A 26,061-nucleotide genomic window follows, 5' to 3' on the forward strand; every position below is an offset into this window, starting at 1 on the left:
TGTCTGACACCATTCCCCGGGGGCCCCGTTCGGCGGATGGACGGAGCTCGTTGGAGAAGCTGACCAGGGGACGGATGGGACCGCGCAGTGCGGGGCTACGAGAGCCAGGAGCGAGAGCCGGCGGCTGACGTCGACCACCTCTCTCGGTTCGAGGCCGAGATGAAGCGGCTGAGGACCGAGCGCGAGAAGGCGATCCAGCACGCCGAGGACCTCGGCTACCAGGTCGAGGTGCTGCGCGCCAAGCTGCACGAGGCGCGGCGCACCCTCATGACCCGGCCCGCGTACGACGCGGGTGACATCGGCTACCAGGCCGAGCAGTTGCTCCGCAATGCCCAGATGCAGGCCGAGCAGTTGCGTCAGGACGCCGAGCGGGAGCTGAGCCAGGCCCGCGCGCAGACCCAGCGCATCCTCCAGGAGCACGCCGAGCAGGCCGCGCGGCTCCAGGCCGAGCTGCACCAGGAGGCGGTGACCCGGCGCCAGCAGCTCGACCAGGAGCTGGCCGAGCGCAGGGCCACCGTCGAGTCGCACGTCAACGAGAACGTGGCCTGGGCCGAGCAGCTTCGCGCCCGCACGGAGCAGCAGGCCCGCCGGCTGCTGGAGGAGTCCCGCGCGGAGGCCGAGCAGGCGATGACCGCCGCCCGCGCGGAGGCCGAACGGCTGACCCGGGAGGCCCGGGAGCGGCTGCAGAGCGAGGCCGAGGCGGCGCGCGCGGAGGCCGAGCAGATCCTGCGCCGGGCCCGCACGGACGCCGAGCGGCTGCTGAACGCGGCCTCCACGCAGGCGCAGGAGGCCACCGAGCACGCCGAGCAGCTGCGGACGGCCACGGTCACCGAGTCGGACGCGGCCCGCCGGCAGGCCGCCGAGCTGAGCCGGACCGCCGAGGAGCGGATGGCGGCGGCCGAGGAGGCGCTGCGCAAGGCGCAGGCCGAGGCCGAGAAGGTGGTCACGGAGGCGAAGGAGGCCGCCGCCAAGGCCCTCGCGAGCGCCGAGGCCGCCAACGAGACGCGGACGCGCACCGCCAAGGAGCAGGTCGCCCGGCTGGTCGAGGAGGCCACCAAGGAGGCCGAGCACACCAAGTCCGAGGCCGAGCAGCTGGTCGCGGACGCCCGCGCCGAGGCTGAGAAGATCGTCGCCGAGGCCGCCGAGAAGGCCCGCTCGATCACCGCCGAGGAGACGGCCACCCAGCTGTCCAAGGCGGCCAAGACCGCCGAGGACGTGCTCAACAAGGCGTCCGAGGACGCCCAGAAGACCACCAGGGCCGCCGCCGAGGAGGCCGAGCGGATCCGTTCGGAGGCCGAGGCCGAGGCGGACCGGCTGCGCGCCGAGGCGCACGACATCGCCGAGCAGCTCAAGGGCGCGGCGAAGGACGACACCAAGGAGTACCGCGCCAAGACGGTCGAGCTGCAGGAGGAGGCCCGCCGGCTGCGCGGCGAGGCCGAGCAGCTGCGCGCCGACGCGGTCGCCGAGGGCGAGTCGATCCGCGCCGAGGCCCGTCGGGAGGCGGTGGCGCAGATCGAGGAGGCGGCCAAGTCCGCCGAGGAGCTGCTGGCCAAGGCCAAGGCGGATGCCGACGAACTGCGGCAGACCGCGACCGCCGACAGCGAGAAGGTCCGCACCGAGGCCATCGAGCGGGCCACCAGCCTGCGCCGGCAGGCCGAGGAGACCCTGGAGCGCACCCGCAAGGAGGCCGAGCGGCTGCGCGCCGAGGCCGGCGAGCAGGCCGAGACGGTCCGGGCGGACGCCGAGAAGGCCGCGCGGGAGCTGCGCGAGGAGACCGAGAAGGCCGTCGAGTCCCGTCGTGCCGAAGCCGCCGCGGAGTTGAGCCGGCTTCAGACCGAGGCGCAGGAGCGGCTGGCGTCGGCGGAGCAGGCGCTGGCGGACGCCCGTGCCGAGGCGTCCCGGATCCGCCGGGAGGCCGCCGAGGAGACCGAGCGGCTGCGCGCGGAGTCCGCCGAGCGGATCCGTACGCTCCAGCAGCAGGCCGAGGCCGAGGCCGACCGGCTGCGGAACGAGGCCGCGTCCGACGCGTCCGCCTCCCGCGCCGAGGGCGAGGCCATCGCCGTACGGCTGCGGTCGGAGGCCGCCGCCGAGGCCGAGCGGCTGAAGGCGGAGGCGCAGGACACCGCCGACCGGGTGCGCGCGGAGGCGCAGGCCGCCGCCGAGCGCCTCGGCACCGAGGCGTCCGAGACGCTGGCCGCCGCGCAGGAGGAGGCCGCCCGGCGCCGCCGCGAGGCCGAGGAACTCCTCGGTGCCGCCCGCGAGGAGGCCGACCAGGAGCGGCAGCGGGCCCGCGAGCAGAGCGAGGAGCTGCTGGCGTCCGCGCGCAAGCGGGTGGAGGAGGCGCAGGCCGAGGCCACCCGGCTGGTGGAGGAGGCCGACCGGCGCGCCACCGAGATGGTCGCCGCCGCCGAGCAGCACGCGCAGCAGGTGCGGGACTCCGTCGCCGGGCTGCACGAGCAGGCGCAGGAGGAGATCGCCGGGCTGCGCTCGGCCGCCGAGCACGCGGCGGACCGTACCCGCCGGGAGGCCGAGGAGGAGGCGGACCGGGTCCGCGCCGACGCCTACGCCGAGCGGGAGCGGGCGAGCGAGGACGCCTCCCGGATCCGGCGCGAGGCGAACGAGGAGTCGGAGGCCGCGAAGGCGCTGGCCGAGCGGACGATGGCGGAGGCCATCGCGGAGGCCGAGCGGCTGCGCGCGGACGCGGGCGAGTACGCCCAGCGGGTGCGCACCGAGGCGTCGGACACGCTGGCCGAGGCGGACCAGGCGGCGGCCCGTACCCGGGCGGACGCCCGCGAGGACGCCAACCGCATCCGCTCCGACGCGGCCACCCAGGCCGACACCCTCATCACCGAGGCCCGCAACGAGGCCGAACGGCCCGAGGCCAACGAGGCGGCGGCCCGTGCCCGGGCGGACGCCCGCGAGGACGCCAACCGCATCCGCTCCGACGCGGCCACCCAGGCCGACACCCTCATCACCGAGGCCCGCAACGAGGCCGAACGGCGACCGTCGGTTCGGCGCAGGCGCACGCGGAGCGGCTGCGGGCCGAGGCCCAGCGGACGAAGGCGGACGCGGAGGCGGAGGCCGAACGGCTCGTCAACTCCGCGCGCGAGGAGGCCGAGCGGACCCTGGACGAGGCTCGCAAGGACGCCAACAAGCGGCGTTCGGAGGCGGCCGAGCAGGTCGACAAGCTCATCACGGAGACCACGGCCGAGGCCGACAAGCTGCTCACCGAGGCGCAACAGCAGGCGCTGAAGACCACCGCGGACGCCGAGTCGCAGGCCGACACGATGGTCGGCGCGGCCCGCAGCGAGGCCGAGCGGATCGTGTCCGAGTCGACCATCGAGGGCAACTCGCTGGTGGAGAAGGCACGGACGGACGCGGACGAGCTGCTGGTCGGCGCCCGCCGGGACGCCACCGCGATCCGGCAGCGCGCGGAGGAGCTGCGCGACCGCATCACCAGCGAGATCGAGGAGCTGCACGAGCGGGCCCGTCGCGAGGCCGCCGAGACGATGAAGTCCACCGGCGACCGCTGCGACGCGCTCATCAAGGCCGCCGAGGAGCAGCTCGCGAAGGCCGAGGCGAAGGCCAAGGAGCTGGTCTCGGACGCCAACTCCGAAGCCGGCAAGGTGCGGATCGCCGCGGTCAAGAAGGCCGAGGGGCTGCTCAAGGAGGCCGAGCAGAAGAAGGCCAGCCTCGTCAAGGAGGCCGAGGAGCTGAAGGCGGAGGCGATCCGCGAGGCCCGGCGCACGGTCGAGGAGGGCAAGCGGGAGCTGGAGATCCTGGTGCGCCGGCGCGAGGACATCAACGCCGAGATCTCCCGGGTCCAGGACGTCCTGGAGGCGTTGGAGTCCTTCGAGGCCCCCGGGTCCGGCAAGGACAACGGAGTCAAGGCGGGCGCCACGGTGGGTGCCCCCCGTTCGGGTGGCAAGTCGTCAGACAGCTAGCGTAAGAGGTACGTTCGGGTGTGTTCTGGGGGCTTTGCCTGACTCCTTGGCAAGCCGTCCGACGGTCAGCCACCCAAATGGGGTGCCATTCTCCAGATCAAAACCGTATCTGCTCGATGACACACCGCTTCGGCCCCTAGGATTCCCCTTATCACCTCACTCACCGGTCTCATTCGACAGGAACCCCATGAGCGACACTTCCCCCTACGGCTTCGAGCTTGTGCGGCGTGGATACGACCGCGCTCAGGTGGACGAACGTATCTCCAAGCTCGTCTCCGACCGTGACAGCGCTCTCGCCCGCATCACCGCCCTGGAGAAGCGCATCGAGGAGCTGCACCTCGAAACGCAGAACGCCCAGGCCCAGATCACGGACGCCGAGCCGTCGTACGCGGGTCTCGGCGCGCGGGTCGAGAAGATCCTGCGCCTGGCCGAGGAAGAGGCCAAGGAGCTGCGTGAGGAGGCCCGGCGGGCGGCCGAGCAGCACCGTGACCTCGCCGAGTCGGCGGCCCAGCAGGTCCGCAACGACGCCGAGTCGTACGCGGCCGAGCGCAAGGCCAAGGCCGAGGACGAGGGCGTCCGGATCGTCGAGAAGGCCAAGTCCGACGCGGCCCAGCTGCGCGCCGAAGCGCAGAAGGACGCGCAGTCCAAGCGCGAGGAGGCGGACGCCCTCTTCGAGGAGACCCGCGCCAAGGCCGCGCAGGCCGCCGCCGACTTCGAGACGAACCTGGCCAAGCGCCGCGAGCAGTCCGAGCGCGACCTGGCCTCGCGTCAGCAGAAGGCCGAGAAGCGCCTCGCGGAGATCGAGCACCGGGCCGAGCAGCTCCGCCTGGAGGCGGAGAAGCTGCGCACCGACGCCGAGCGCCGCGCCCGCCAGACGGTGGAGACCGCCCAGCGCCAGGCCGAGGACATCGTGGCCGACGCCAACGCCAAGGCCGACCGGATCCGTTCGGAATCCGAGCGCGAGCTGGCGGCGCTCACCAACCGCCGCGACAGCATCAACGCCCAGCTCACGAACGTCCGCGAGATGCTCGCCACGCTGACCGGTGCCGCGGTGGCCGCGGCCGGCACGTCGACCGACGACGAGCCGATCTCCCGGGGCGTTCCGGCGCAGCAGTCCCGGTAAGGTCCGGGTAGGCGTACGACCCCTGAGGGGCGGTGGGACCTGGTCCCGCCGCCCCTTCGCCGTTGCCTAGCGCAGGCCGTACAGCGGCGGTTCCTTCGTGCCCTCGCCGTTGACGACGATCCAGGTGCCGTCGGCGCGCAGCAGCTGGGTGCGTGCGGCCAAGCGGTTGGTGGTGACCATGACGCCGTCGTCCTCGCCGATCCGGTCCCCGTCGCCGGTGTCGAAGGTCCACAGCCGGCCGTTCGCGCCGAGTACGGCCACCCGGTCGGGGCCGGTGGAGACCAGCCCGGCGACCTCGTCCGCCCCGGCGCGCCACAGCCGCCGTCCGTCGCCGAGGGCGTAGGCCGAGACGTGGTCGGCGTCGTAGCCGCCCGGCTTGGCGGTGGCGACGACGAGGGTGTGCCCGCTGACCGTCGCCGGCAGGGCGGGCCGTGCCGTGAAGCCCTCGCCGGAGACCTGCCGGAGCATCAGGTCCTCGTCGTCGGCGGAGAGCGGGATCCGCACCGGGTCGCCGTCGTCGGCGGGGTAGGCGAGGACGGCCGCGACACCGCGCTCGTCGCGCTCCTCCAGCAGCAGGGTGAACGGTTCGGCACTGATCACCATGGCCGTGTCGACGGGGCTCTCCACGGGCAGCGCCCGGCTGCCGCGCTGTCTGCCGGTGGCGGCGTCCAGGGTCACCACCCGTCCGCTGCCCTTCTCCTGTGCCTGGCAGGTGACCACGACCCGGGCGGTGCCGCCGGCCGCGGAGACGACGTTCGGCGTGCATGTCCCGTCGGCCTTCGTCCCGCGCAGCTCGGTGGTCCAGCGCGGCCGGCCGTCGGTGAGGCCGTACGCGCGCACCCCGGTGTCGGTGAGCGCGAGGGCCACGTCGCCGTCGGCCGCGAGCAGGCCGTCGCTGCCGGAGGTGAAGGCGGAGACGCCCTTGAAGTTCCGCTGCCACAGCGTGCGGCCGGTGCGGGTGTCGACGCCCCACACGGTGTCGCAGGGTTTCTGGTAGCGGGCGAAGGCGACCAGGCCGACGCCGTCGGCGAGGCCCTCGCTCATCCCGCACACCGATTCGCGCACCGGCGCCCGCAGCGTCCAGCGGACCTCGCCGTCGCGGGCGTCGTAGGCGACCAGCGTGTCGCTGCGCACGCGGACCACGGTCGAGCCGTGCGCGCCGACGGTCCACACGCCCTCGGCCCGGACGCTCGACGGCCGGTCGTGGCCGGCCTGCCAGGCGAGGTCGAGCACCGGTCCGCGCATCCACAGGTACGCCTGCCATCCGGGCCACAGCGCGAGCAGCACGCCGGTGACGGCGAGGACGGCGGGCACGGCCTTGCCGGGGCGCCGGTCGGTGAACTTCCCGATGGTGAGCAGGAGGGCGATGTAGCCGGTGAAGGTCAGTGCGAAGGCCAGGAGGAGGGTGGGCGTGGTGCCGTCGGGGCAGGGCCGGTACCGGCCGCCGCAGGAGCCGCCCGGGACGGACGTCCAGCCGAGGACGTGGAACTCCACCGCGAGCCCGGCCGCGGCACCGGCGGCCACGACCGCGAGACCCGCCCGCACTCCGCGCCACCCCGTGCGCGGTCCGCCGCCTTGGACCACTGTGTCTCCCCCACCGTGTCCCGCCCCCGACGCCCCCCGCGCCGATCAAGGGGGCTGGAGCATACCGCGCCCGCTCGAGTGGCAGCCGTCCCGAGCCCGTCTTAGCGTGGCCGCATGATCGAGCTGGACGGGCTGACCAAGCGGTACGGCGAGAAGGTGGCGGTCGATCACCTCACCTTCACCGTCCGGCCGGGCATCGTGACGGGGTTCCTCGGGCCCAACGGCGCCGGGAAGTCCACGACCATGCGGATGATCCTGGGGCTCGACCGGCCCACCGCCGGCGACGTCCGGATCGACGGTACGCACTACGACCGGCTCAAGGACCCGCTGACGTACATCGGCGCGCTGCTGGACGCCAAGGCCGTGCACGGCGGCCGGAGCGCCTGGAACCACCTGCTCTGTCTCGCGCAGAGCAACGGCATCCCGGAGCGCCGGGTGGCCGAGGTGCTGGAGACCGTCGGGCTGACCGCCGTGGCCCGCAAGAAGGCGAAGGGGTTCTCGTACGGCATGGGGCAGCGGCTCGGGATCGCGGCCGCGCTGCTCGGGGACCCGCGGATCCTGATGTTCGACGAGCCGGTCAACGGCCTCGACCCGGAGGGCATCCACTGGATCCGGAACCTCATGAAGTCGCTGGCCGCGCAGGGCCGGACGGTGTTCGTGTCGAGCCATCTGATGAGCGAGATGGCGCTGACGGCCGATCACCTGGTGGTCATCGGGCAGGGACGGCTGCTCGCGGACACCTCCATGGCCGACTTCATCCGGACGAACTCGCGGTCGTACGTGCGGATCCGCTCCCCGCAGCGCGAGCGGCTGCTCGACGTGCTGCACCAGGCCGGGATCACCGTCGTGGAGGCGGGCGGCGGGGCGCTGGAGGTGGAGGGCGGCAAGGCGGAGCAGATCGGTGAGCTGGCCGCGCGGTACGGGCTCGTGCTGCACGAGCTGAGCCCGCGGCAGGCCTCGCTGGAGGAGGCGTTCATGGAGCTGACGGCACAGGCGGTTCAGTACCACGCGCAGGCCGGTCCCGGTGCCGCCCCGCAGGACTGGGGCGCCGGCTGGAAGGGGGCCTGACGCCATGGCGGCCGTACAGGTCATCCGGTCCGAGTGGACCAAGGTCCGGTCGGTGGCGTCCACGGTGTGGACGCTGTCGCTGGCCGTGGTGGTCACCGTCGCCCTCGGGATGCTGATCTGCGCGCTGTCGAACCGGCAGTTCGCGAACATGCCCGCGCGGGAGCGGCTCTCCTTCGACCCGACAAGCGTCAGTTTCGCGGGCATGACCCTGGGCCAGCTCGCGATGATCGTGTTCGGGGTGCTGGTCGTCTCCACCGAGTACAGCACTGGCATGATCCGCGTCTCGCTGGCGGCCGTACCCCAGCGCGGCACCTTCCTGTTCGGCAAGGTCGCGGTGGCCGCCGCGCTCGCGCTCGCCGTCGGCATGGTGACGAGCTTCGCCGCGTTCTTCCTCGGCCAGGCCCTGCTGGGCTCCCACCGGGCCGCCATCGGCGACCCCGGCGTGCTGCGGGCGGTCTTCGGCGGCGGGCTCTACATGACCCTGATCGCGATGTTCTCCATGGGCGTCGCCGCGATGCTGCGCTCGCCGATGCTGTCCCTCGGCATCCTGATGCCGTTCTTCTTCCTGATCTCCAACATCCTCGGCAACGTCGACGCCACCAAGAAGATCGGACGCTTCCTGCCCGACCAGGCCGGCAGCCGGATCCTGCGGGTGGTGCCGCGCGTGGCCGACGACACGCCCTACGGCCCCTGGGCCGGGCTCGGGATCATGGCGCTGTGGGTGATCGCCGCGCTGGCCGGCGGCTACCTCCTCCTCAAGCGCCGGGACGCCCAGTAGACACGGTCGTCACGTCCCGTGATGCTCTGGCTTTACTTTCTTTTGGGCGGAACCGTCAGCGCCTGGATATCCTCCTAACCCTTACGGGGGCGTGTGCCCCGCTGTCCTGAACCTTTCGATGGGTGCGGAGCATGATCGAGGCTGTCGGCCTGACCAAGCGCTACGGCGACAAGACCGCCGTGTACAACCTTTCCTTCCAGGTGCGGCCAGGGGCCGTGACCGGCTTCCTGGGGCCGAACGGCTCGGGCAAGTCCACGACGATGCGGATGATCCTCGGGCTGGACAACCCCACGGCCGGGTCGGTCACCATCGGCGGCTACCCGTACCGCAAGCTGCCCAACGCCCCCCGGCAGGTCGGCGCGCTGCTCGACGCCAAGGCCGTGCACGGCGGCCGGAGCGCCCGCAACCACCTGCTGAGCCTCGCCCAGCTGTCCGGCATCCCGGCCCGGCGCGTGGACGAGGTGCTCGGCGTCGTCGGTCTCCAGGACGTGGCCAAAAAGCGTTCCAAGGGCTTCTCGCTCGGCATGGGTCAGCGCCTCGGCATCGCCGCCGCACTGCTCGGCGACCCGCAGGTGCTGCTCTTCGACGAGCCGGTCAACGGCCTCGACCCCGAGGGCATCCTCTGGGTCCGCAACCTGATGAAGGCGCTCGCGGCCGAGGGCCGTACGGTCTTCGTCTCCTCGCACCTGATGAGCGAGATGGCGCTGACCGCCGACCACCTCATCGTCATCGGACGCGGACAGCTCCTCGCCGACATGAGCGTGCGGGACTTCATCTCGGCCAACTCGGCCGACTTCGCGCGCGTCCGCACGCCCGACACCGAGCCGCAGTCGCGCGAGAAGCTGACCTCCGCGCTCACCGAGGCGGGCGGGCACGTGCTGCCCGAGCAGGACGGCGCGCTCCGGGTCACCGGACTGCCGCTGCCCCGGATCAGCGACCTCGCGCACGACTCGGGCGTCCGGCTGTGGGAGCTGTCCCCGCACCAGGCCTCGCTGGAGGAGGCGTACATGCGGATGACGCAGGGCGCCGTCGACTACCGCTCGACCATCGACCAGAAGGCGGGCCTCCAGCAGCCGCTGCCGCCCGGCGCCCCGGCGCCCATGCCGGTACCGGGCCAGGGCCAGCACGGCTGGTACGCCCCGCCGCCGCCCCAGCAGGGCGGCCAGCCCTTCGCGATGCCTCCCGCCGGCCCGTACGGCGGCGCCCCGGCGGCCGGCTACGGCGCTCCGGGCACGGCACCGGGTTCGGCACCCGGCGGAGCGGCGGCCGCGGCGGGAGCGGCCAACCCGTACGCCCAGCCGGCCGGGCCGGCCCCGCAGGCACAGCCCGCCGCGCAGGCACCCTCCGGCGGCTCGGCGCCGCAGGGCCAGCCCCCGGTCTTGGCCAAGGCGACTCCGGCCGCCGCCCCGCCCGCCCCGCAGCAGGCACCCGCTGCGGCTCCCCCGGCCCCCGCGCCCAGCACGGCCGCCGCGCCCGCCTCCGCACCCGCCGACCCGACCCAGCCCGAGGACGCCCGATGAGCACCCACCAGCCCCCGATGCCGCAGGCCCAGGCCGCCGCGCCCGACTGGCAGGCGGCGCCCGGCGGCCCGTACCCCGGCTACACCTCGCCCATCCCGGTCGTGCGCACCCACCTCGGGCACGCGCTGGCCTCCGAGTGGACGAAGATCAAGTCGGTGCGCTCCACGATGTGGACGCTCGGCGTGTTCGTCCTGCTCGTCGTCGGCATCGGCCTGCTGGTCGGCACGCTGGTCGAGGCCAACTCCGGCTCCGACAGCCTGAGCGGCGACAACCCGCTGTCGTTCGGCTTGTTCGGCCTGCTCCTCGGCAGCATCTGCCTCATGACGCTCGGCGTGCTGACCACGGCGTCGGAGTACGGCACCGGCATGATCCGGACGACGATGACCGCGTGCCCCAGCCGGGCCCGGGTGCTCGCCGCCAAGTCGATCGTGTTCTTCGCCGTCGCCTTCGTCGTCACCCTGGTCACCTCAGGCTTCGTGGCCATGGTCCTGGCGTCCCTGCTGAAGAACACCGGCGCCCGCACCCCGACCGGCGGTGACTGGATCAAGGCCACCGTCGGCGTCAGCCTCTACATGGCGCTGCTCGGCCTGCTGTCGCTGCTGATCGGCTCGGTCATCCGGCACTCGGCGGGCGCCATCACCATCATGATCGGCGTGTTGCTCGCGCCGCTGGTGCTCGCGCTGTTCATGGTGACGGAGTCGCTGGAGAAGGTGCGCGAGTGGCTGGTCGAGTACTCGATCCCCAACCAGCTCGGCGTCTTCTACACCAACTCCCTGACCGACTCCGGCCCGTCCGGCTGGGACCCGCTGTGGATCATGATCGGCGTGACGGCGGCGGTGTACGCGGGCGCGTACGCGCTGCTCCAGAGCCGGGACGTGTAGGAGCCGGGACGGACGGAAGCCGGGGCGGATAGCCCTACGGCTCAGAACCTCGGCGCGTTACGGGACCGCTGCACCCGCGTGGTGCGGCGGTCCTTCGCGTTCCAGCAGGCCTTGTGCCAGTGCCGGCGGTCGTCGACGCCCGCGTACTCCGGCCAGGCCACCACGTGCGGGACACCGGAGGGGATCATCTGGTCGCAGCCCGGGCAGCGGTAGGTCTTGCCCTCCGCGCTGGCCCCGGCGACATGGCGCACGCTCCAGTCCTCGCCCTGCCAGTTCTCCGTGGACTGCCAGCCGCCGTACCGGCCGGCGTGGTCGTCCTCGGCGCTCCGGCCCGACGATCCGGCTGCCTTCGGTCGGTTGCGACGCGGGGACACGGGACACCTCTCGGGGCTATACAGGAAGCACTGCCCATCCAGCCTACGCGCCACCGAGGCGGGTACGCGTGGGGTACGCGTAGGGAACCAACCCGTACAAGTCCCCCTCCAGGGCGACCCATTCTGCAGACAATCCGCAAATCTCTTCGGCGAGGCCGTGTCCTGGGCACGTGTCAGACGGTTATGCCGGGTGGGGGAGCTCCGGGTCGGAGCCAAGGAAGCAGGAAATGCGATGCACGTAGGAAGTTTTGTGCTGGCGGCCCAGTTCCCGGGCCAGGGCCCCGGGGAGGCCCTGCACCGGGCCGTCCGCTCGGCGGAGGTCGCCGAGCGGTCCGGGCTGGACGCGGTGTGGCTCGCCGAGCACCACTTCGTGCCCTACGGCACATGCCCGTCCGCGGTCACCCTGGCCGCGCTGCTGCTCGGCCGCACCCGCCGCATCCGGGTCGGCACGGCCGTCAGCGTACTGCCCACGGCCCACCCGGTCGCCCTCGGCGAGCAGGCCGCGCTGCTGCATCTGACCAGTGGCGGCCGGTTCACGCTGGGCGTCGGGCGCGGCGGCCCCTGGGTGGACCTGGAGGTGTTCGGCGCGGGACTCCAGGCGTACGAACACGGGTTCCCGGAGTCGCTCGATCTGCTGCTGCGGTGGCTGAGCGAACCGTCCGTGGCGGCCTCCGGGGAGCGGTACTCCTTCCGCGAGGTGCCGGTCGTCCCCCGCCCGTCGGAGGCCCTGACGGACACCCCGGGCCCCGAGGTCGTCCTCGCCTGCACCTCGCCGGCGAGCGTACGGCTGGCCGCCGAGCGCGGGCTGCCCATGCTGCTCGGCATGCACGTCGGGGACGAGGAGAAGGCCGAGATGGTCGCCCTGTGGCGGCGCTGCGCCCGCGCGGCGGGCCGGCCGGCCGAGGAGATCGCGGGCGCCGCGCATGTCTCCGCCGGGGTCTGTCAGCTCGCCGACCGGCGCACGGACGCGGCGGAGACGCTGCTGAAGGCGATGCCCGGCTGGCTGCGGCAGGGCCTGGACGCCCATGTGACGGTGGACGGACGGGCGCGCGCGATGCGCGACCCGTACGCCTACACCGAACTGCTCTGCGGACTGCACCCGGTGGGCACCCCGCGGCTCGCCGCCGACCGGCTCGCGGCGACCTCGGAGCGCACCGGCATCTCCCGCTTCGCCCTCCTGGTGGAGGGCTCGGGCGACCTCGCGGCCACGGAGGAGAACCTACGGCGCCTGGGCGCCGAGGTGCTGCCCCAGCTGCGCTGACCGGCCTCCCACGCGCAAGCCACCTGGGGGGCTTGCCGCCCCGGTCCTCAATGCACCTCCCCCGCGGGTGGAGCGGCAAGCCGGTGGCTGTCCGTCCCGGCCGTACCGGAACCGCGCGTCAGCAGTCCCGGAGCTCCGGCGACTGGTTCAGCAACTGGCTGCGCACCGACGTGAAGCGGGCCAACGTCTCGTCCACCGAGGCGTCCAGCGGGAACACCGCCACGCGGTGGCAGTTCTGGAAGGCCAGCCGGACACCGAAGTGCCGCTGCAACGCGCCGCGTATCGCGTCACTCGCGAGCGCACGCAGAAGCTGACCGCGCGCCTGCTCGTCCGGCGGGGGCGTCTGGTTGTCGGCGAAGGGTCCGCCGTCCACCTTCAGCTGGGCCACCAGGGAGCTGATCATCTCCCATGCGTAGGGCAGGGAGGTCCGGACGCAGTCGACGAATGCTGCTTCGTCGACCTCGCCTCGCTCGGCCTGTTCGAGTAGGGCCGGTGAGACGTCGAGCGACATGGGTTCTCCTCTCGCACCCCCGAAGAGCAGGGGTTGCCGGACAGATAGGGGAGTTCGCGATTTCGAACACGCTCGGTACAGGAGCCGCAACCTCCCGTTCCTACGGTAGGCAACCGTAGGTGACCACACCAGCAGAACGCGTATATGAACCGATCCCGTTACGCCCACAATCGGCCAGGGATGAACAAGAGTTTCAAGGGACAATTGGGGCGATCCACTGGGAGCTGGGCGGACGGATCGCGAGCACCGGCGGGCGTCGAGTAGCGTTGCCGACCATGCGTCTCGTCATTGCCCGATGCTCGGTCGACTACGCCGGCCGGCTCACCGCCCACCTGCCCTCGGCGCCGCGACTGATCCTGGTCAAGGCGGACGGCAGCGTCTCCATCCACGCCGACGACCGGGCCTACAAGCCGCTCAACTGGATGTCGCCGCCCTGCACGCTGAAGGAGGGCACGGGCGAGGACGAGGGCGTGTGGACCGTCGTCAACAAGGCGGGCGAGAAACTGATCATCACGATGGAGGAGATCCTCCACGACTCCTCGCACGAACTCGGTGTGGACCCGGGTCTGATCAAGGACGGCGTGGAAGCGCACCTCCAGGAACTGCTCGCCGACCGCATCGAGACGCTGGGCGAGGGATACACCCTCATCCGCCGCGAGTACATGACGGCGATCGGGCCCGTGGACATCCTGTGCCGGGACGCGGACGGCCAGACGGTGGCGGTCGAGATCAAGCGCCGGGGCGAGATCGACGGCGTGGAGCAACTGACGCGCTACCTCGACCTGTTGAACCGCGACCCGCACCTGGCCCCGGTCCGCGGCGTCTTCGCCGCCCAGGAGATCAAGCCCCAGGCCCGCGTCCTCGCCACCGACCGCGGCATCAACTGCCACATCCTGGACTACGACGCCCTGCGCGGCATCGAGGACGACAAGCTCCGCTTGTTCTGACGGCAAGCCCCGCCGACCCTCCCGGTCCCCACGCCTTCCTCAGCCGCGCCCCCACTCCACCGCCCGCATTCCCGCCACGACGGCGCTCGGCGACCGGGGCGGGGCGCCGCCGCGGCGCAGGGGAAGTTCCCGACCACTCAAGGCACCAGAGCGGGAAGGGAGTCCCCCACCCCCGCTCCGCCGCCCGCTTTCCCGCCGCGACGGCGACCGGGGGTGCCGAACCGGTCTGGGAGCGTCGGGCACCGTCGGTCACATCAGCGGGTCGGCCGTTCCCGGGGCCGTTTCCGATGCCGAGGCGCTGCTCGACGTGCCGCCGGCGGAGCCGTCCGTGCCGCCTGTTGTCGTGCCGCCGGTGTCGCCGCCCGTGGTGCCCCCGGTGTCGCCGCCCGTCGAGCCGCCGCTCGTCGTGCCGTCCGTGGTGCCGCCGGTGCTCCCGGTGGTGTCGCCCGTCGTGCCGGTCGAGCCTCCGGTTCCGCTCCCGCCCGTGGTCGTACCGCCGGTCGTCGTACCGCCCGTGCCGCCGGTCGTCGAGCCGCCGGTCGTCGTGCCACCCGTGGAGCCGCCGGTAGTACCGTTCGTCGTCCCACCGGTCGACCCACCGGTCGTGCCCCCCGTCGTACCGCCGCTCGATCCTCCCGGCTTCGGGGACTTGGACGGTGAGCCGGAGGACGACGGGTCGGAGTCGGACGGCTTGACGCTCTCCGACGGGCGGGACGGGGCGGCGGGCGGTGCCGGGTCGTCCGCCGTGCCGTACGTGCCGTCGGGCCCCGGTGACGTGGGCCGGCTGCTGGCCGAACCGGTGTCGCCGGTGTCCGTCGGACCCGTGCCCAGGCCGCCGTCGCCGACGTCCTGGCCGGCGGACGGGTTGGCGTCGACCTTGCCGGCCGGGTTGCGGCCCGCGTCGTCGGAGGAGGTCATGCCGAGCGTGACGACCGTACCGAGCACGGCCGCCAGCAGCGCGCCGGAGCCGGCCGCCACCATGTTGCGCCGGGCCAGGCGCCGGATGCCGCCCCGCGGCTGAGGCGCGGAGATCCGCTGGGTGACCCCGGTCTCGTACGGCGCCGGCGTCCGCTCCTCCTGCCGTACCACCGCCGGCTCCTCCCCCGCGGGCAGCGCCGGCGGGAGCCCGGGCGCCTCGCCCGCGCGGTCGGCGAGCAGGGCCAGGGCGCGGCGGCCGGCGACCGTGCCCCGCTTGTCGGCGAGGGCGCCGCGCAGCCCGCTCGACGCCTCCAGTTCGGCGCGGGCCCGGTCGAGTTGGCCGGTGCACAGCGCCAGGACGCCCAACTCATGGTGGAAGTAGGCCTGTTCGGTCACCTCACCGGACAGCCTGGAGGCTTCCGCGCCGGACCGCAGGACCCGTTCCCAGGCGCTCCACTGGAGTCCGGCGGCGAAGGCGGGCGCGGCCGTGCGGGCCAGCCGTACGGCGCTGCTCTCCTCGCCCTCGACGGGCGGGGTCGTCCGCGGTACGACGGCGGCGAGCGCGGCCAGCACCGCGTTGGCCTCCGCGCACACCCGCTCCGGGGTGACCGAGGGGTGGCCGGCCCACCAGGCGTAGTGCTGGGCGGCGGTGTCGGCGTGGCCGGATGCGTCGTCGGCGTACCCGGCGGCCTCCAGCTGGGTCTGCACGCCGGCCGCGAGGCGGTAGCGGGAGCCGACCGGGGAGACCAGGCCGCAACTCGCCAGCTCGCCCAGGGCGGCGTCCGCGTGGGTGTCGCCGACCAGCGCGGGCAGGTGCGCCTGGTGGGGTACCTCACCGCCGAGGGCGACGGCGAAGCGGAGGGTGGCGCGGGCTGAGGCGCTGAGCCGGGAGGCGAGCAGCGGGGCGGGGCCCGCGGCCTCGCCGAGGGAGGGCAGCGGGACCTCGTCCTCCAGGTCCACGGGCGGGTCTGCCGGCAGGCGCACGTCCTCGAAGACGCCGTACTCGTCGACCGCGCCGGTGCTGGCGCGCAGTTGGTCGCGCTGTCGGAGCAGCGCGCCGGCCTGGACGAACCGCAGGGGCAGCCCCTCGGACTCGAACCAGAGGTCGCCCGCCCAGTTGGCCTCCTCCTCGGTGAGCACCCGGCCGACGGTCCGCTCCAGGATCTCCACGCCGGCGGCGCGGTCGAGACCGCTGAGGAAGACCTCCTCGACCTCGGACCCGGCGGAGGGCGCGGGCACGTCCGGGGTGGCGGCGAACAGGAACGCGCACTCGGGGGTGGCGTCGAGCAGTTCGTCCAGGGCGGCGCCACCGAACTCCAGGTCGTCCAGGACGACGACCGCGCCGATCTCCTGGACACGGGCGAGGAGTTCGTCCCGGTCGGGACGGTGACGGGGGGCGTCGTAGACGGCGTGGAACAGGTCGTGCAGGAGGTCGCCGGCCGTGCGGTGGAAGCCGCTGAGGCGGACCACGCCGTCGGGGGCGAGGTCCAGGCAGTCCTCGGCGACCAGGTCGAGCAGGGCGGTGCGGCCGGAGCCGGCCGGGCCGGTGAGCCGGACCGAGCGGCCCCGGGCCAGGAGGCGGACCAGGCGCTCGCGTTCGTCCTGGCGTTCCAGCAGGGAGAGCGCGGGCTGGGCGGGGCCGGGCGGCACGGGCGGCAGGGCGGCGCGTTCCGTCTCGGCGCGCTCGGCGGCGGTGCGCTTGCGGGGCCTGCCGGGGAGCTCGGCCGGTGAACAGAGCTCTATCTCGCTGCCGTCGACCGGATTGACGGTGAGTTGCAGGTCGCCGGTGACGACCTGGGCCATGCGGGCGGGCACGGCCGGGCCCGCGGCGAAGTCGGAGGTGAGGGAGTCCCGGGGCGGGCGGCGGCCGTGCGCCTGGCCGTGCTCCGCGGAACCCGGGTTGATCGGGTCGATCGGCTCGATCGGGTCCATGGGTTCAAGCCCCCCAAAAGCGTCGTGTGCCCGTGTTTGCGGCCCCTCCCGGCCTTGTCGCACACCGCGCTGTCGCTTCTGGTCCGGGCCCGCTCGGTCGAGGGTTGCGAGGCGGCGGGCGACCGCACCCTAAACCTTTCCTCAGTGTCTCCGACAGGGCGGGGTACCGCGCGGTCCGAGACGTCACGGTCTTGTGAGGATTGCGTACCTCACACCCGGGGCAGCGACTCCACCCCGATACCGCCCTCGATGGCGAGGATGCGGTGCAGCCGGGTCGCCACCAGCAGACGCTGCATCTGCGGGGGCACGCCCCGCAGCACCAGACGGCGACCGCAGCGGCCGGCCCGCCGGTGGGCACCCATGATCACCCCGAGCCCGGTGGCGTCCCAGGAGTCCAGTTCGGACAGGTCGAGCACCAGGTCGCCGACTCCGGTGTCGACGGCCGAGTGCAGGGCCGTACGGGCGTCCGCCGCGCTGCGGACGTCGAGGCGGCCCCCGACGACCAGCTCGGCGTGGTCGCCCCTGATGTACATATGCGCTCCCCGTTGAGTGCGGTTGGCGTACTCGGTGACGGTGCTGTGCAACGTCTGACTGTTCGGGTGGCGGTGCGGTTGCTGCTTGTAAGCGAACCGATACCGAATTCACCCCGGGGAGTGACACTCCCGGGGTGGTTGTGCGTGGGCGGGTTGACTCAGTACTTGTAGAAGCCCTGCCCGCTCTTGCGGCCGATGTCACCGGCATCCACCATCCGGCGCATCAGCTCCGGCGGGGCGAACTTCTCGTCCTGGGACTCGGTGTAGATGTTGCTCGTGGCGTGCAGCAGGATGTCCACGCCGGTGAGGTCGGCGGTGGCGAGCGGGCCCATGGCGTGGCCGAAGCCCAGCTTGCAGGCGAGGTCGATGTCCTCGGCCGTGGCGACGCCGGACTCGTAGAGCTTGGTGGCCTCGACCACGAGCGCCGAGATGAGCCGGGTGGTGACGAAGCCGGCGACGTCCCGGTTGACGACGATGCAGGTCTTGCCCACGGACTCGGCGAACTCCCGCGCGGTGGCGAGGGTTTCGTCGCTGGTCTTGTAGCCGCGGACCAGCTCGACGAGCTGCATCATCGGCACCGGCGAGAAGAAGTGCACGCCGACGACCCGCTCGGGGCGCTCGGTGGCCGCCGCGATCTTGGTGATCGGGATGGCGGAGGTGTTGGAGGCGAGCACGGTGTCCTCGCGCACGAGCTTGTCGAGCGCGCGGAAGATCTCGTGCTTGACCTCGAGCTTCTCGAAGACGGCCTCCACCACGATGTCCGCGTCGGCGGCGGCGTCCAGGTCGGTGGTCGGGGTGATGCGCGCGAGGGCGGCCTCGGCGTCCTCGGCGGCCAGCTTGCCCTTGCCGACGAACTTGTCGTACGAGGCCTTGATGCCGTCGGTGCCGCGCTTCAGCGCCTCGTCGGTGACGTCACGCAGGACGACGTCCCAGCCCGCCTGCGCGGCGACCTGGGCGATGCCGGAACCCATGAGACCGGCCCCGATGACGGCGAGCTTCCGTGCCACTCCGACTCCCTATGAACGCGGTGAAAGGTCTGCCTCTCGGCGGACCATAGCGCTCCGGCGCCGCTGTGTGACCGGTAAGTAACGCGCGTCACGTCCCATTTGACGGAGATCACACCGGCAGGGGTACGGGGCGGGAGGGCGGCTTCACGAGCCGCGGCTGTCGGCGTAGTCGAAGTGGCCGCCTCCACCTTGCCGGAGGGGGCTCCCGCAGGCCGCCCATGAAGTCACCCGGCTTGCGCCGTACCAGCAGCACGCGGTCGGCAACAGGCCGGCGAGGAACCCGGGGGAAGCGACGGTCGTGCCGGCAACGGCTCCTCGTGCGGGTCGCTCACGGAAGCGTCCAGGCGGGCGCGGTCGGTGAGTGAGCGTCAACCGTACCGGTACGGCACCACGGCTTCCGGCACCGCGGTCGCGCACGCGTCGATACGCTCTGCGTCCGGACCGTCACACGGCGACCATGAAGGAGGTGCCCCGTGCCGATGCGCAGGGCGATCACCGGACGCAGTCAGGAGCCCCGCCGACGTTACGCGGAGGAACTTCGCCTGCTCCGCACCTCCAGGGGCCTGAGCCTGCGGGAGCTGGCCAAGGCGGTCGGCTGGGACCCCTCGCTCTTCAGGAAGCTGGAGAGCGGGGAGACACTGGGCGGGCCGGAGGTGGCCGAGGCGCTGGACAAGTACCACGGAACGCCCGGACTGCTGCTGGCGATGTGGGAGATGGCCGTGGCCGACCCGACGCAGTTCAAGGAGCAGTACCGGCGGTACATGACGCTGGAGGCGGAGGCGGTGAGCCTGTGGCACTTCGGCGTGAGCACTGTGCACGGCCTGCTACAGACGGAGGCATACGCCCGTGAGCTGCTCGTCCTTGGCGGCTACGCGGGCAAAGAGCTGGAACAGCAGGTCACCGCGCGTGCCGGGCGACGGATGGTGCTGGAGGGAGAGGGCGCCCCGCCGTTCCGCGCCATCATGGCCGAGTCCGTGCTGCGCGCGGGCTTGCCCGACGCCAGGGCGTGGAGGGAGCAGTTGGACCACCTCCTGGACGTGTCGGAGCACCGGAACATCACCCTCCAGGTACTGCCGGACAGTTCGGGCCCGCACGGTCTCGTGAGCACCGACGTCATGTTCCTACGTCTGACAAGCGGCACCCCCGTGGCGTACCTGGAAAACGCGTACCACGGCGAACTGGTTGAGGAAAATGCCGCAGTTGAGCGACTGCAACGTGCGTACGATGCGATGCGCGACCAGGCGCTGACTCCTGCCCAGTCGCGCAAGTTCATCCTGCGGATGTTGGAGGAAGTGCCGTGCGAGCCATCGACATGACCACCGTGACCTGGCGCAAGAGCAGCTACAGCAACCCCGACGGCGGCGCCTGCCTCGAAGTCTCCGACGACCTCTCCCCCGCCGTCCCCGTCCGCGACAGCAAGGCCCCCGACGGTCCCGCCCTCCTCTTCGCGGCCGGGTCCTGGTCGTCGTTCGTCGGCGCCGTGCGGACGGGCGCGCTCCGCTAGGGCTCGCCCCGGACGGCGTAGCCGAGGACCTTGTCGCTCAACAGGTCCTCGATGTCGTCCAGCAGGACGAGCACCTCTCGTGACACTTCGGCCGGTTCGCGCCCGGCGAGCATCTCGCGGCCGATGGCGACGAAGACGGACTGGTGGATCCAGCAGATCTGACCGGCCATCAGGTCCGGCAGGGGATCGTCGGCGCCGGCGCCGGTCTCCTCGCGCAGGGCCGCCTCCAGGGTGTCGTGGATCTCCTGCTGGAGGCTCCACAGCCGGGAGCGCAGCGCCGGGGCCTCGTGGATGACGCGCATGAAGCGGTCGTAGCCCTCCATCAGGCCGACCCGGGGTGAGACGGCCTCGACCTCACCGCGCAGTTCGCGCAGGACGGCGCACGCCGCGGACTCCCCGGCGTCCCTGCCCCGGACCCAGCGCGCGAGCCGGTCGGCCACGCCGACGGAGCGGTCGAGGAAGAGGTCCTCCTTGGCGGGGAAGTAGTTGTAGACGGTGTTGACGGAGACGTTCGCCGCCTCCGCGATCTCGGCGAGGCGCCTCCGGCGTCAGGACGGACGAAGGGGGGCGGAGCCTTTTCCTCCAGCCGGTGTGTCGTCGGATGGGGAAGCTGTCGCCCTCCTGGCCCGCTGAGGCGCTCACCGCGCGGCACGTGCACCAGGGCGTTGCTTCCCGCCGTACCGCCCGCCCTGCCGACGGCGTCCGGCGCACCAGCCGAGCCCGACCGCCGGTCCCCCGCACAGGCCGCCCGCAAGGGCACCGCGCAGGCAAGACCACCACCCTGCGGATGCTCACCACCCTGCTGAAACCGACCGGCGGCGCGGCCACCGTGGCCGGCCACGACCTCGCGACCGATCCGGCCGGGGTGCGCCGGGTGAGCGGCTACGTCGCCCAGTCCGGCGGGGTCGATCCGCAGATCACCGTGCGGGAGGAACTCGTCACCCAGGGCCGGATGTACCGCCTGCCGAAGGCGGAGGCGGTCACCCGTGCCGCGGAACTGGCCGCGGATCTGGACCTCACCGGGCTCCTCGACCGCAAGACCGGCGCGCTCTCCGGCGGTCAGCGGCGCCGCCTGGACATCGCGATGGCGCTCACCCACCGCCCGAAAGTGCTCTTCCTGGACGAACCGACGACCGGCCTCGAACCCGGCAGCCGCGCCGACCTGTGGGACCTGGTCCGCCGGCTGCGCGACGCGCACGGTACGACCGTCTTCCTGACCACCCACTACCTGGACGAGGCCGACGCCCTCGCCGACCGCCTGGTGATCGCCGACCGGGGCACGGTCGCCGCCGAGGGCACCCCGGGCGCGCTCAAGCTCCGCTACGGCGGCTCGCTCGACGCCACCCTCCAGGACACCTTCCTCGCCGTCACCGGCCGCGGGCCCTCCCCGGCCGACACCGCCCCCGTCGCCGTTTAGGACCGGAATGCTTCTCCACGACACGGCCCTCGTCTACGGCCGCTACCTCCGTCAGTCCCTGCGCTCCCGCTTCGCCCTGCTCTTCGGCGTGCTGACACCCCTGCTGTACCTGCTCTTCTTCGGCCCGCTGCTCACCGGTCTGCCACTGGGCGGACAGGGCAGCTCCTGGCAGGTGCTGGTCCCCGGACTACTGCTCCAGCTCGGCCTGTTCGGTGCCCTGTTCGCCGGGTTCACGGTCATCATGGAGAAGGGGCAGGGGGTGGTGGAGCGGATGCGGGTGACGCCGGTCAGCCGGCTCGCCCTGCTGCTCGGGCGGGTACTGCGGGACGCCACGGTGTTCGTCTTCCAGGCGGTGCTGCTGGTGCTGGCCGCGCTGGTGATGGGCCTGCGCGCGCCGCTGGCCGGCATCCTGATCGGCTTCGCCTTCGTCGCCCTGCTCACGGTCTCGCTCGCGTCGCTGTCGTACGCGCTCGGCATGAAGGTCCGCACCCCGCAGGAGTTCGGCCCGCTGATCAACATGGTGTCGATGCTGCTGTCCGGCCTGATGCTCCCGATGACCTTCGCGCCCGCCTGGCTGGACGTGCTGTCGCACTTCGTCCCGTTCCGCTATCTGGTGGACGCCGTCCGCGACGCGTACGTCGGCGAGTACACGAGCGCGCACATGCTCTACGGCGTCCTGGTCGCCGTCGGCTTCGCCGTACTGGCCGTGACGGCGGGCACACGGGTGTTCCGGACGGCCGGGGCGTAACTACGCTGGCCACATGGTCAACCTGACGCGCATCTACACGAGGACCGGCGACCGGGGCACCACCAGCCTCGGCGACATGAGCCGGGTGCCCAAGACGGACCTGAGGATCTCCGCCTACGCGGACGCCAACGAGGCCAACGCGGTGATCGGCACCGCCATCGCGCTGGGCGGCCTGGACGAGGAGATCGTCGCGGTCCTCACCCGCGTCCAGAACGACCTGTTCGACGTCGGCGCGGATCTGTCGACGCCGGTGGTGGAGAACCCGGAGTTCCCGCCGCTCAGGGTGGAGCAGTTCTACGTCGACCGGCTGGAGGCGGACTGCGACCGCTTCAACGAGCGGCTGGAGAAGCTGCGCTCCTTCATCCTGCCGGGCGGCACCCCGGGCGCCGCCCTGCTGCACCAGGCGTGCACGGTCGTACGCCGGGCCGAGCGATCCACCTGGGCGGCCATGGAGGTGCACGGCGAGACGATGAACCCGCTCACCGCGACCTACCTGAACCGCCTCTCCGACCTGCTGTTCATCCTGGCCCGCAGCGCCAACCGGGAGGCCGGCGACGTGCTGTGGGTGCCGGGCGGGGAGCGCTAGGGCCTGTCTGGTCTAGTCGCCGGTGCGGCCGTCGATCTGCTCGCGCAGGATGTCGATGTGGCCGTTGTGCCGGGCCGTCTCCTCGATGAGGTGGAGCAGGATCCAGCGCAGGTCCACCGCGCTGCCGTCCTTCCGCTTCATCCGCGCCCTGGTGTCCAGGTCGTGCGCGGCGACGAGGTCGTCGTGCCGCGCGGCCTGCTCGGCGTACTCGTCGAGGAGCCGGGACAGCGGGATGTCGACGGCGATCCGCATCTCGCGGTCGGGGTCCTCGTCGGTCCAGGGGCCCTCGTCCGGCTCCCCGAGGAAGACGACCCGGAACCAGTAGTACTCGACCCAGCGCAGATGGTTGATCAGTCCGCTCAGGGTCATCAGCGGCGAGCCGGGGAGGATCGCCTTCACGGCGTCCTCGTCGGAGAGTCCCTCGCACTTGGCGCGCGCGGTGGCGCGGACGTAGGTGAGGAAGGTGGTCAGCTGGGTGCGCTCGTCCCAGGCGGGAGGCGTGTCGGTGCGTGTCATCGCGGCGATGATGTCCCGGCGCCCGCCTCGGTGTCGACAGACTTTTCGGCTCACGTTTGGGGAAGAACGTGTAGCTCGCCGCGATGACCACGTTGATCCCGATCGCCCACAGCATGCGCTGCTGCCAGGCCCGCAGCGAACCGGTGTCCCCGCCGTCGCCCACGTACCAGACCGCGCCCTGGAGCAGGGCGAGGGCGACGGCCGAGGCCAGGATCCAGCGGGCCGCGACCTTCCACTCGTGGACGGCGCGGGCCGTACCGCACTTCGGCGGCCTCACCGGGGGCGGGCCGCCGGCGAAGCGGTGGGCCACCCGGGCGTCCGCCCACCTGATGGTGGAGCGGCCGAGGCCGACCGTGAAGCCGATGTAGACCGCGGCGAGGCCGTGCCGCCAGTCCGGTTCGGCGCCGTTCCTCAGGTCGATCGCGGTGACGGCGAAGAGCACGATCGGGGTGTCCGCGACCCGGCGGATCGTCGCCGAGCGGCTCGCGGACGTGCTCGTGCTGACCACCTTCGACCTCGACGAGTACGTCTTCGGGGCGCTGCGGGCGGGGGCGGCCGGGTTCCTGTTGAAGAACACCGAGGCGAGGGAGCTGCCGGAGGCGGTGCGGACGGTGGCGCGCGAGGGAGGGGATCGTGGCGCCTGCCGTGACCCGGCGGCTGATCGCGGAGTCCGCCGCGGCTCCCGCGCGGGAGGCGAAGGCCTACCCGGCCGTGCTGGAGGGCCTCACCCGGCGGAAGCGGGAGGTGCTGGGCTGTGTCGGCGAGGGCCTGTCGAACGCGGAGATCGCGGCCCGGCTGGACATGGCGGAGGGCACGGTGAAGACGCACGTCAGCCGGTTGCCGGCCAAGCTGGAGCTGCGCAGCCGGGTGCAAGCGGTGGTTCGCGCCCGGGAGTTGGGGCTCCAGCGCGGGCTCGCTCAGGAGTGGTCCAGACCTATTGACGGGTGGTCCAGACCTTTCTACCCTCGCAGCACCATGGGCATGAAGGCTCAGTCATGCCCCTGACACCCCGATGACGAGGGAGGCGCAGCATGCGCTTCAGACACAGAGCCGCGGCAGGGTTCGCGACCCTGTTGCTCCCCCTGGCCGGCCTGGTCGGACTCGCGAGCCCCGCCCAGGCGGCGGCCAACGCGACGGCCAGCTTCACCAAGACGAGCGACTGGGGCACCGGCTTCGGTGGTCAGTGGACCATCAAGAACACCGGTACCAGCAGCATCAGTTCCTGGACCGTCGAGTGGGACTTCCCCTCCGGCACGTCCGTCACCTCCGCCTGGGACGCGGACGTCACCGGCTCCGGCACCCACTGGACCGCGAAGAACAAGTCCTACAACGGCACCCTCGCCCCGGGCGCCTCCGTCTCCTTCGGCTTCAACGGCGCGGGCTCCGGCTCCCCGTCCAACTGCAAGCTGAACGGCGACAGTTGCGACGGCACGACGGTCCCCGGCGACGCGGCCCCCTCCGCCCCCGGCACCCCGACCGCCTCCTCCGTCACCGACACCTCGGTGAAGCTCTCCTGGAGCGCGGCCACCGACGACAAGGGCGTCAAGAACTACGACGTCCTGCGCGACGGCACCAAGGTCGCCACGGTCACCACCACGTCGTACACCGACACGGGCCTGACCGCCGGCACCGACTACTCCTACACCGTGCAGGCCCGGGACACCGCCGACCAGACCGGCCCTGTCAGCGGCGCGGTCAAGGTGCACACCACCGGCGGCGGCACCACTCCCCCGCCCACCGGCGACAAGGTCAAGCTCGGCTACTTCACCGAGTGGGGCATCTACGGCCGCAACTACAACGTCAAGAACCTGGTGACCTCCGGCTCCGCGGCCAAGATCACGCACATCAACTACGCCTTCGGCAACGTCACCGGCGGCAAGTGCGCGATCGGCGACTCCTACGCCGACTACGACAAGGCCTTCACCGCCGACCAGTCGGTCAGCGGCGTCGCCGACACCTGGGACCAGCCGCTGCGCGGCAACTTCAACCAGCTTCGCCAGCTGAAGGCCAAGTACCCGAACATCAAGGTGCTGTGGTCCTTCGGCGGCTGGACCTGGTCCGGCGGCTTCGCGGACGCGGCCAAGAACCCGGCCGCCTTCGCCCAGTCCTGCTACGACCTGGTCGAGGACCCGCGCTGGGCCGACGTCTTCGACGGCATCGACATCGACTGGGAGTACCCGAACGCCTGCGGTCTGACCTGTGACACCAGCGGGGCCGCGGCCTTCAAGAACCTGATGTCCGCGCTGCGCGCCAAGTTCGGCTCGAACAACCTGGTCACCGCGGCCACCACCGCCGACGGCTCGGCCGGCGGCAAGATCGAGGCCGCGGACTACGCGGGCGCCGCCCAGTACGTCGACTGGTACAACGTGATGACGTACGACTTCTTCGGCGCCTGGGACGCCAAGGGCCCGACCGCCCCGCACTCCCCGCTCACCTCGTACGACGGCATCCCGAAGGCGGGCTTCACCACCGCCGACGCGATGGCCAAGTTCAAGGCGATCGGCGTGCCCGCGAAGAAGCTGCTCATCGGCATCGGCTTCTACGGCCGCGGCTGGACCGGCGTCACCCAGGACGCCCCGGGCGGCACGGCCACCGGCCCGGCGACCGGCACCTACGAGCAGGGCATCGAGGACTACAAGGTCCTCAAGACGTCCTGCCCGGCCACCGGCACCGTCGCCGGCACCGCCTACGCGCACTGCGGCAGCAACTGGTGGTCGTACGACACCCCCGCCACCATCGCTTCGAAGATGGCGTGGGCCAAGAACCAGGGCCTCGGCGGCGCGTTCTTCTGGGAATTCAGCGGCGACACCGCCAACGGTGAACTGGTGAACGCGATCAGCAGCAACCTGTAGGAACGAACAGCACCACTAAGCGACGTTGACGCTCCCCCCAGACTTCGTCCGGGGGGA

The 26,061-nt window shown here is 72.4% G+C and carries 20 protein-coding genes and 4 pseudogenes; 15 read left to right on the forward strand and 9 right to left on the reverse strand.

The window, feature by feature from the left end; all coding sequences use genetic code 11:
• Positions 1–87 precede the first annotated feature (87 nt).
• Both scy and OO52_RS40105 read left to right on the forward strand, forming a co-directional pair.
• Positions 88–3,944, forward strand: a pseudogene (gene scy / locus OO52_RS40100) (polarized growth protein Scy).
• A gap of 187 nt (positions 3,945–4,131) precedes the next feature.
• Positions 4,132–5,067, forward strand: a complete 936-nt coding sequence (locus tag OO52_RS40105) for a cellulose-binding protein (protein WP_014675036.1) — start codon at positions 4,132–4,134, stop codon at positions 5,065–5,067.
• A 66-nt stretch (positions 5,068–5,133) separates the two neighbouring features.
• Here the strand turns inward: OO52_RS40105 and OO52_RS40110 are convergent, their stop codons facing one another.
• Complete coding sequence (locus tag OO52_RS40110; protein ID WP_030656156.1) at positions 5,134–6,612, reverse strand: PQQ-binding-like beta-propeller repeat protein; 1,479 nt, start codon at positions 6,610–6,612, stop codon at positions 5,134–5,136.
• A 153-nt stretch (positions 6,613–6,765) separates the two neighbouring features.
• Here OO52_RS40110 and OO52_RS40115 point away from each other — a divergent pair, with 153 nt between their 5' ends.
• From OO52_RS40115 to OO52_RS40130, 4 genes are all read left to right on the forward strand, one after another.
• Positions 6,766–7,719 carry an ABC transporter ATP-binding protein gene (locus tag OO52_RS40115; RefSeq protein WP_030656155.1) on the forward strand — a complete coding sequence of 318 codons (954 nt, stop codon included), beginning with the start codon at positions 6,766–6,768 and terminating at the stop codon, positions 7,717–7,719.
• A gap of 4 nt (positions 7,720–7,723) precedes the next feature.
• Positions 7,724–8,497 carry an ABC transporter permease gene (locus OO52_RS40120; protein ID WP_030656153.1) on the forward strand — a complete coding sequence of 258 codons (774 nt, stop codon included), beginning with the start codon at positions 7,724–7,726 and terminating at the stop codon, positions 8,495–8,497.
• A 131-nt stretch (positions 8,498–8,628) separates the two neighbouring features.
• Positions 8,629–10,017, forward strand: a complete 1,389-nt coding sequence (locus tag OO52_RS40125; protein WP_030656152.1) for an ABC transporter ATP-binding protein — start codon at positions 8,629–8,631, stop codon at positions 10,015–10,017.
• Complete coding sequence (locus tag OO52_RS40130) at positions 10,014–10,898, forward strand: ABC transporter permease (RefSeq protein WP_030656151.1); 885 nt, start codon at positions 10,014–10,016, stop codon at positions 10,896–10,898. The genes OO52_RS40125 and OO52_RS40130 overlap by 4 nt, the downstream gene beginning before the upstream one ends.
• A 41-nt stretch (positions 10,899–10,939) precedes the next feature.
• On the opposite strand, the gene OO52_RS40135 is transcribed toward OO52_RS40130, so the two are convergent.
• Entirely contained in the window at positions 10,940–11,272 is a 333-nt protein-coding gene (locus OO52_RS40135) for a hypothetical protein (protein WP_030656150.1), read from the reverse strand.
• A 232-nt stretch (positions 11,273–11,504) separates the two neighbouring features.
• Between OO52_RS40135 and OO52_RS40140 the strand changes: the two genes are divergently transcribed.
• Positions 11,505–12,533 (forward strand): LLM class flavin-dependent oxidoreductase, encoded by a 1,029-nt coding sequence (locus OO52_RS40140; RefSeq protein WP_030656149.1) that lies wholly within the window; start codon positions 11,505–11,507, stop codon positions 12,531–12,533.
• A 118-nt stretch (positions 12,534–12,651) separates the two neighbouring features.
• Here OO52_RS40140 and OO52_RS40145 read toward each other — a convergent pair whose 3' ends face one another.
• A complete protein-coding gene (locus OO52_RS40145; protein WP_030656147.1) occupies positions 12,652–13,044 on the reverse strand; it encodes an SCO5389 family protein in 393 nt (130 codons plus the stop codon).
• A 275-nt stretch (positions 13,045–13,319) separates the two neighbouring features.
• On the opposite strand from OO52_RS40145, the gene nucS reads away from it, so the two are divergent.
• On the forward strand, positions 13,320–13,991 hold the full coding sequence (nucS, locus tag OO52_RS40150; protein ID WP_030656145.1) for an endonuclease NucS: 672 nt from the start codon (positions 13,320–13,322) through the stop codon (positions 13,989–13,991).
• 249 nt (positions 13,992–14,240) lie between these two features.
• Here the strand turns inward: nucS and OO52_RS40155 are convergent, their stop codons facing one another.
• From OO52_RS40155 to OO52_RS40165, 3 genes are all read right to left on the reverse strand, one after another.
• Complete coding sequence (locus OO52_RS40155; RefSeq protein WP_030656143.1) at positions 14,241–16,841, reverse strand: ATP-binding protein; 2,601 nt, start codon at positions 16,839–16,841, stop codon at positions 14,241–14,243.
• Between the two features lie 209 nt (positions 16,842–17,050).
• On the reverse strand, positions 17,051–17,374 hold the full coding sequence (locus OO52_RS40160) for an STAS domain-containing protein (RefSeq protein ID WP_030656141.1): 324 nt from the start codon (positions 17,372–17,374) through the stop codon (positions 17,051–17,053).
• A gap of 158 nt (positions 17,375–17,532) precedes the next feature.
• Positions 17,533–18,381 (reverse strand): 3-hydroxyacyl-CoA dehydrogenase family protein, encoded by an 849-nt coding sequence (locus tag OO52_RS40165; protein WP_030656138.1) that lies wholly within the window; start codon positions 18,379–18,381, stop codon positions 17,533–17,535.
• A 473-nt stretch (positions 18,382–18,854) separates the two neighbouring features.
• On the opposite strand from OO52_RS40165, the gene OO52_RS40170 reads away from it, so the two are divergent.
• Both OO52_RS40170 and OO52_RS40175 read left to right on the forward strand, forming a co-directional pair.
• Entirely contained in the window at positions 18,855–19,697 is an 843-nt protein-coding gene (locus tag OO52_RS40170; RefSeq protein ID WP_030656136.1) for a helix-turn-helix domain-containing protein, read from the forward strand.
• On the forward strand, positions 19,679–19,885 hold the full coding sequence (locus OO52_RS40175) for a DUF397 domain-containing protein (RefSeq protein WP_030656134.1): 207 nt from the start codon (positions 19,679–19,681) through the stop codon (positions 19,883–19,885). The genes OO52_RS40170 and OO52_RS40175 overlap by 19 nt, the downstream gene beginning before the upstream one ends.
• Here the strand turns inward: OO52_RS40175 and OO52_RS40180 are convergent.
• Positions 19,882–20,421: pseudogene (locus OO52_RS40180) on the reverse strand (TetR/AcrR family transcriptional regulator); the annotation flags it as partial. The gene OO52_RS40175 and the pseudogene OO52_RS40180 overlap by 4 nt on opposite strands.
• Positions 20,422–20,486: 65 nt before the next feature.
• Between OO52_RS40180 and OO52_RS40185 the strand changes: the two are divergent.
• The 3 genes from OO52_RS40185 to OO52_RS40195 are packed head-to-tail and all read left to right on the forward strand — an operon-like array spanning position 20,487 to position 22,636.
• Positions 20,487–21,302, forward strand: coding sequence for an ABC transporter ATP-binding protein (locus OO52_RS40185; RefSeq protein WP_078877422.1), 816 nt, complete (start codon positions 20,487–20,489; stop codon positions 21,300–21,302).
• Between the two features lie 7 nt (positions 21,303–21,309).
• The gene (locus OO52_RS40190) at positions 21,310–22,050 is read left to right on the forward strand and encodes an ABC transporter permease (protein WP_030656128.1); all 741 of its coding nucleotides are present in this window, start codon (positions 21,310–21,312) and stop codon (positions 22,048–22,050) included.
• 13 nt (positions 22,051–22,063) lie between these two features.
• Positions 22,064–22,636 (forward strand): cob(I)yrinic acid a,c-diamide adenosyltransferase, encoded by a 573-nt coding sequence (locus tag OO52_RS40195; RefSeq protein WP_030656126.1) that lies wholly within the window; start codon positions 22,064–22,066, stop codon positions 22,634–22,636.
• A gap of 12 nt (positions 22,637–22,648) precedes the next feature.
• On the opposite strand, the gene OO52_RS40200 is transcribed toward OO52_RS40195, so the two are convergent.
• Together OO52_RS40200 and OO52_RS53400 are read right to left on the reverse strand one after the other, a co-directional pair.
• Positions 22,649–23,152, reverse strand: a complete 504-nt coding sequence (locus OO52_RS40200) for a DinB family protein (protein ID WP_030656124.1) — start codon at positions 23,150–23,152, stop codon at positions 22,649–22,651.
• A 46-nt stretch (positions 23,153–23,198) separates the two neighbouring features.
• Positions 23,199–23,597 (reverse strand): annotated as a pseudogene (locus tag OO52_RS53400) (hypothetical protein); the annotation flags it as partial.
• Position 23,598: 1 nt separating this feature from the next.
• Between OO52_RS53400 and OO52_RS40210 the strand changes: the two are divergent.
• Both OO52_RS40210 and OO52_RS40215 read left to right on the forward strand, forming a co-directional pair.
• Positions 23,599–24,055: pseudogene (locus tag OO52_RS40210) on the forward strand (LuxR C-terminal-related transcriptional regulator); the annotation flags it as partial.
• A 128-nt stretch (positions 24,056–24,183) separates the two neighbouring features.
• Positions 24,184–26,004, forward strand: coding sequence for a glycoside hydrolase family 18 chitinase (locus OO52_RS40215; protein WP_030656120.1), 1,821 nt, complete (start codon positions 24,184–24,186; stop codon positions 26,002–26,004).
• Positions 26,005–26,061 lie beyond the last annotated feature (57 nt).

Source organism: Streptomyces flaveolus (assembly GCF_000716535.1).
In the GTDB taxonomy this organism is placed as follows: Bacteria; Actinomycetota; Actinomycetes; order Streptomycetales; family Streptomycetaceae; genus Streptomyces; species Streptomyces flaveolus_A.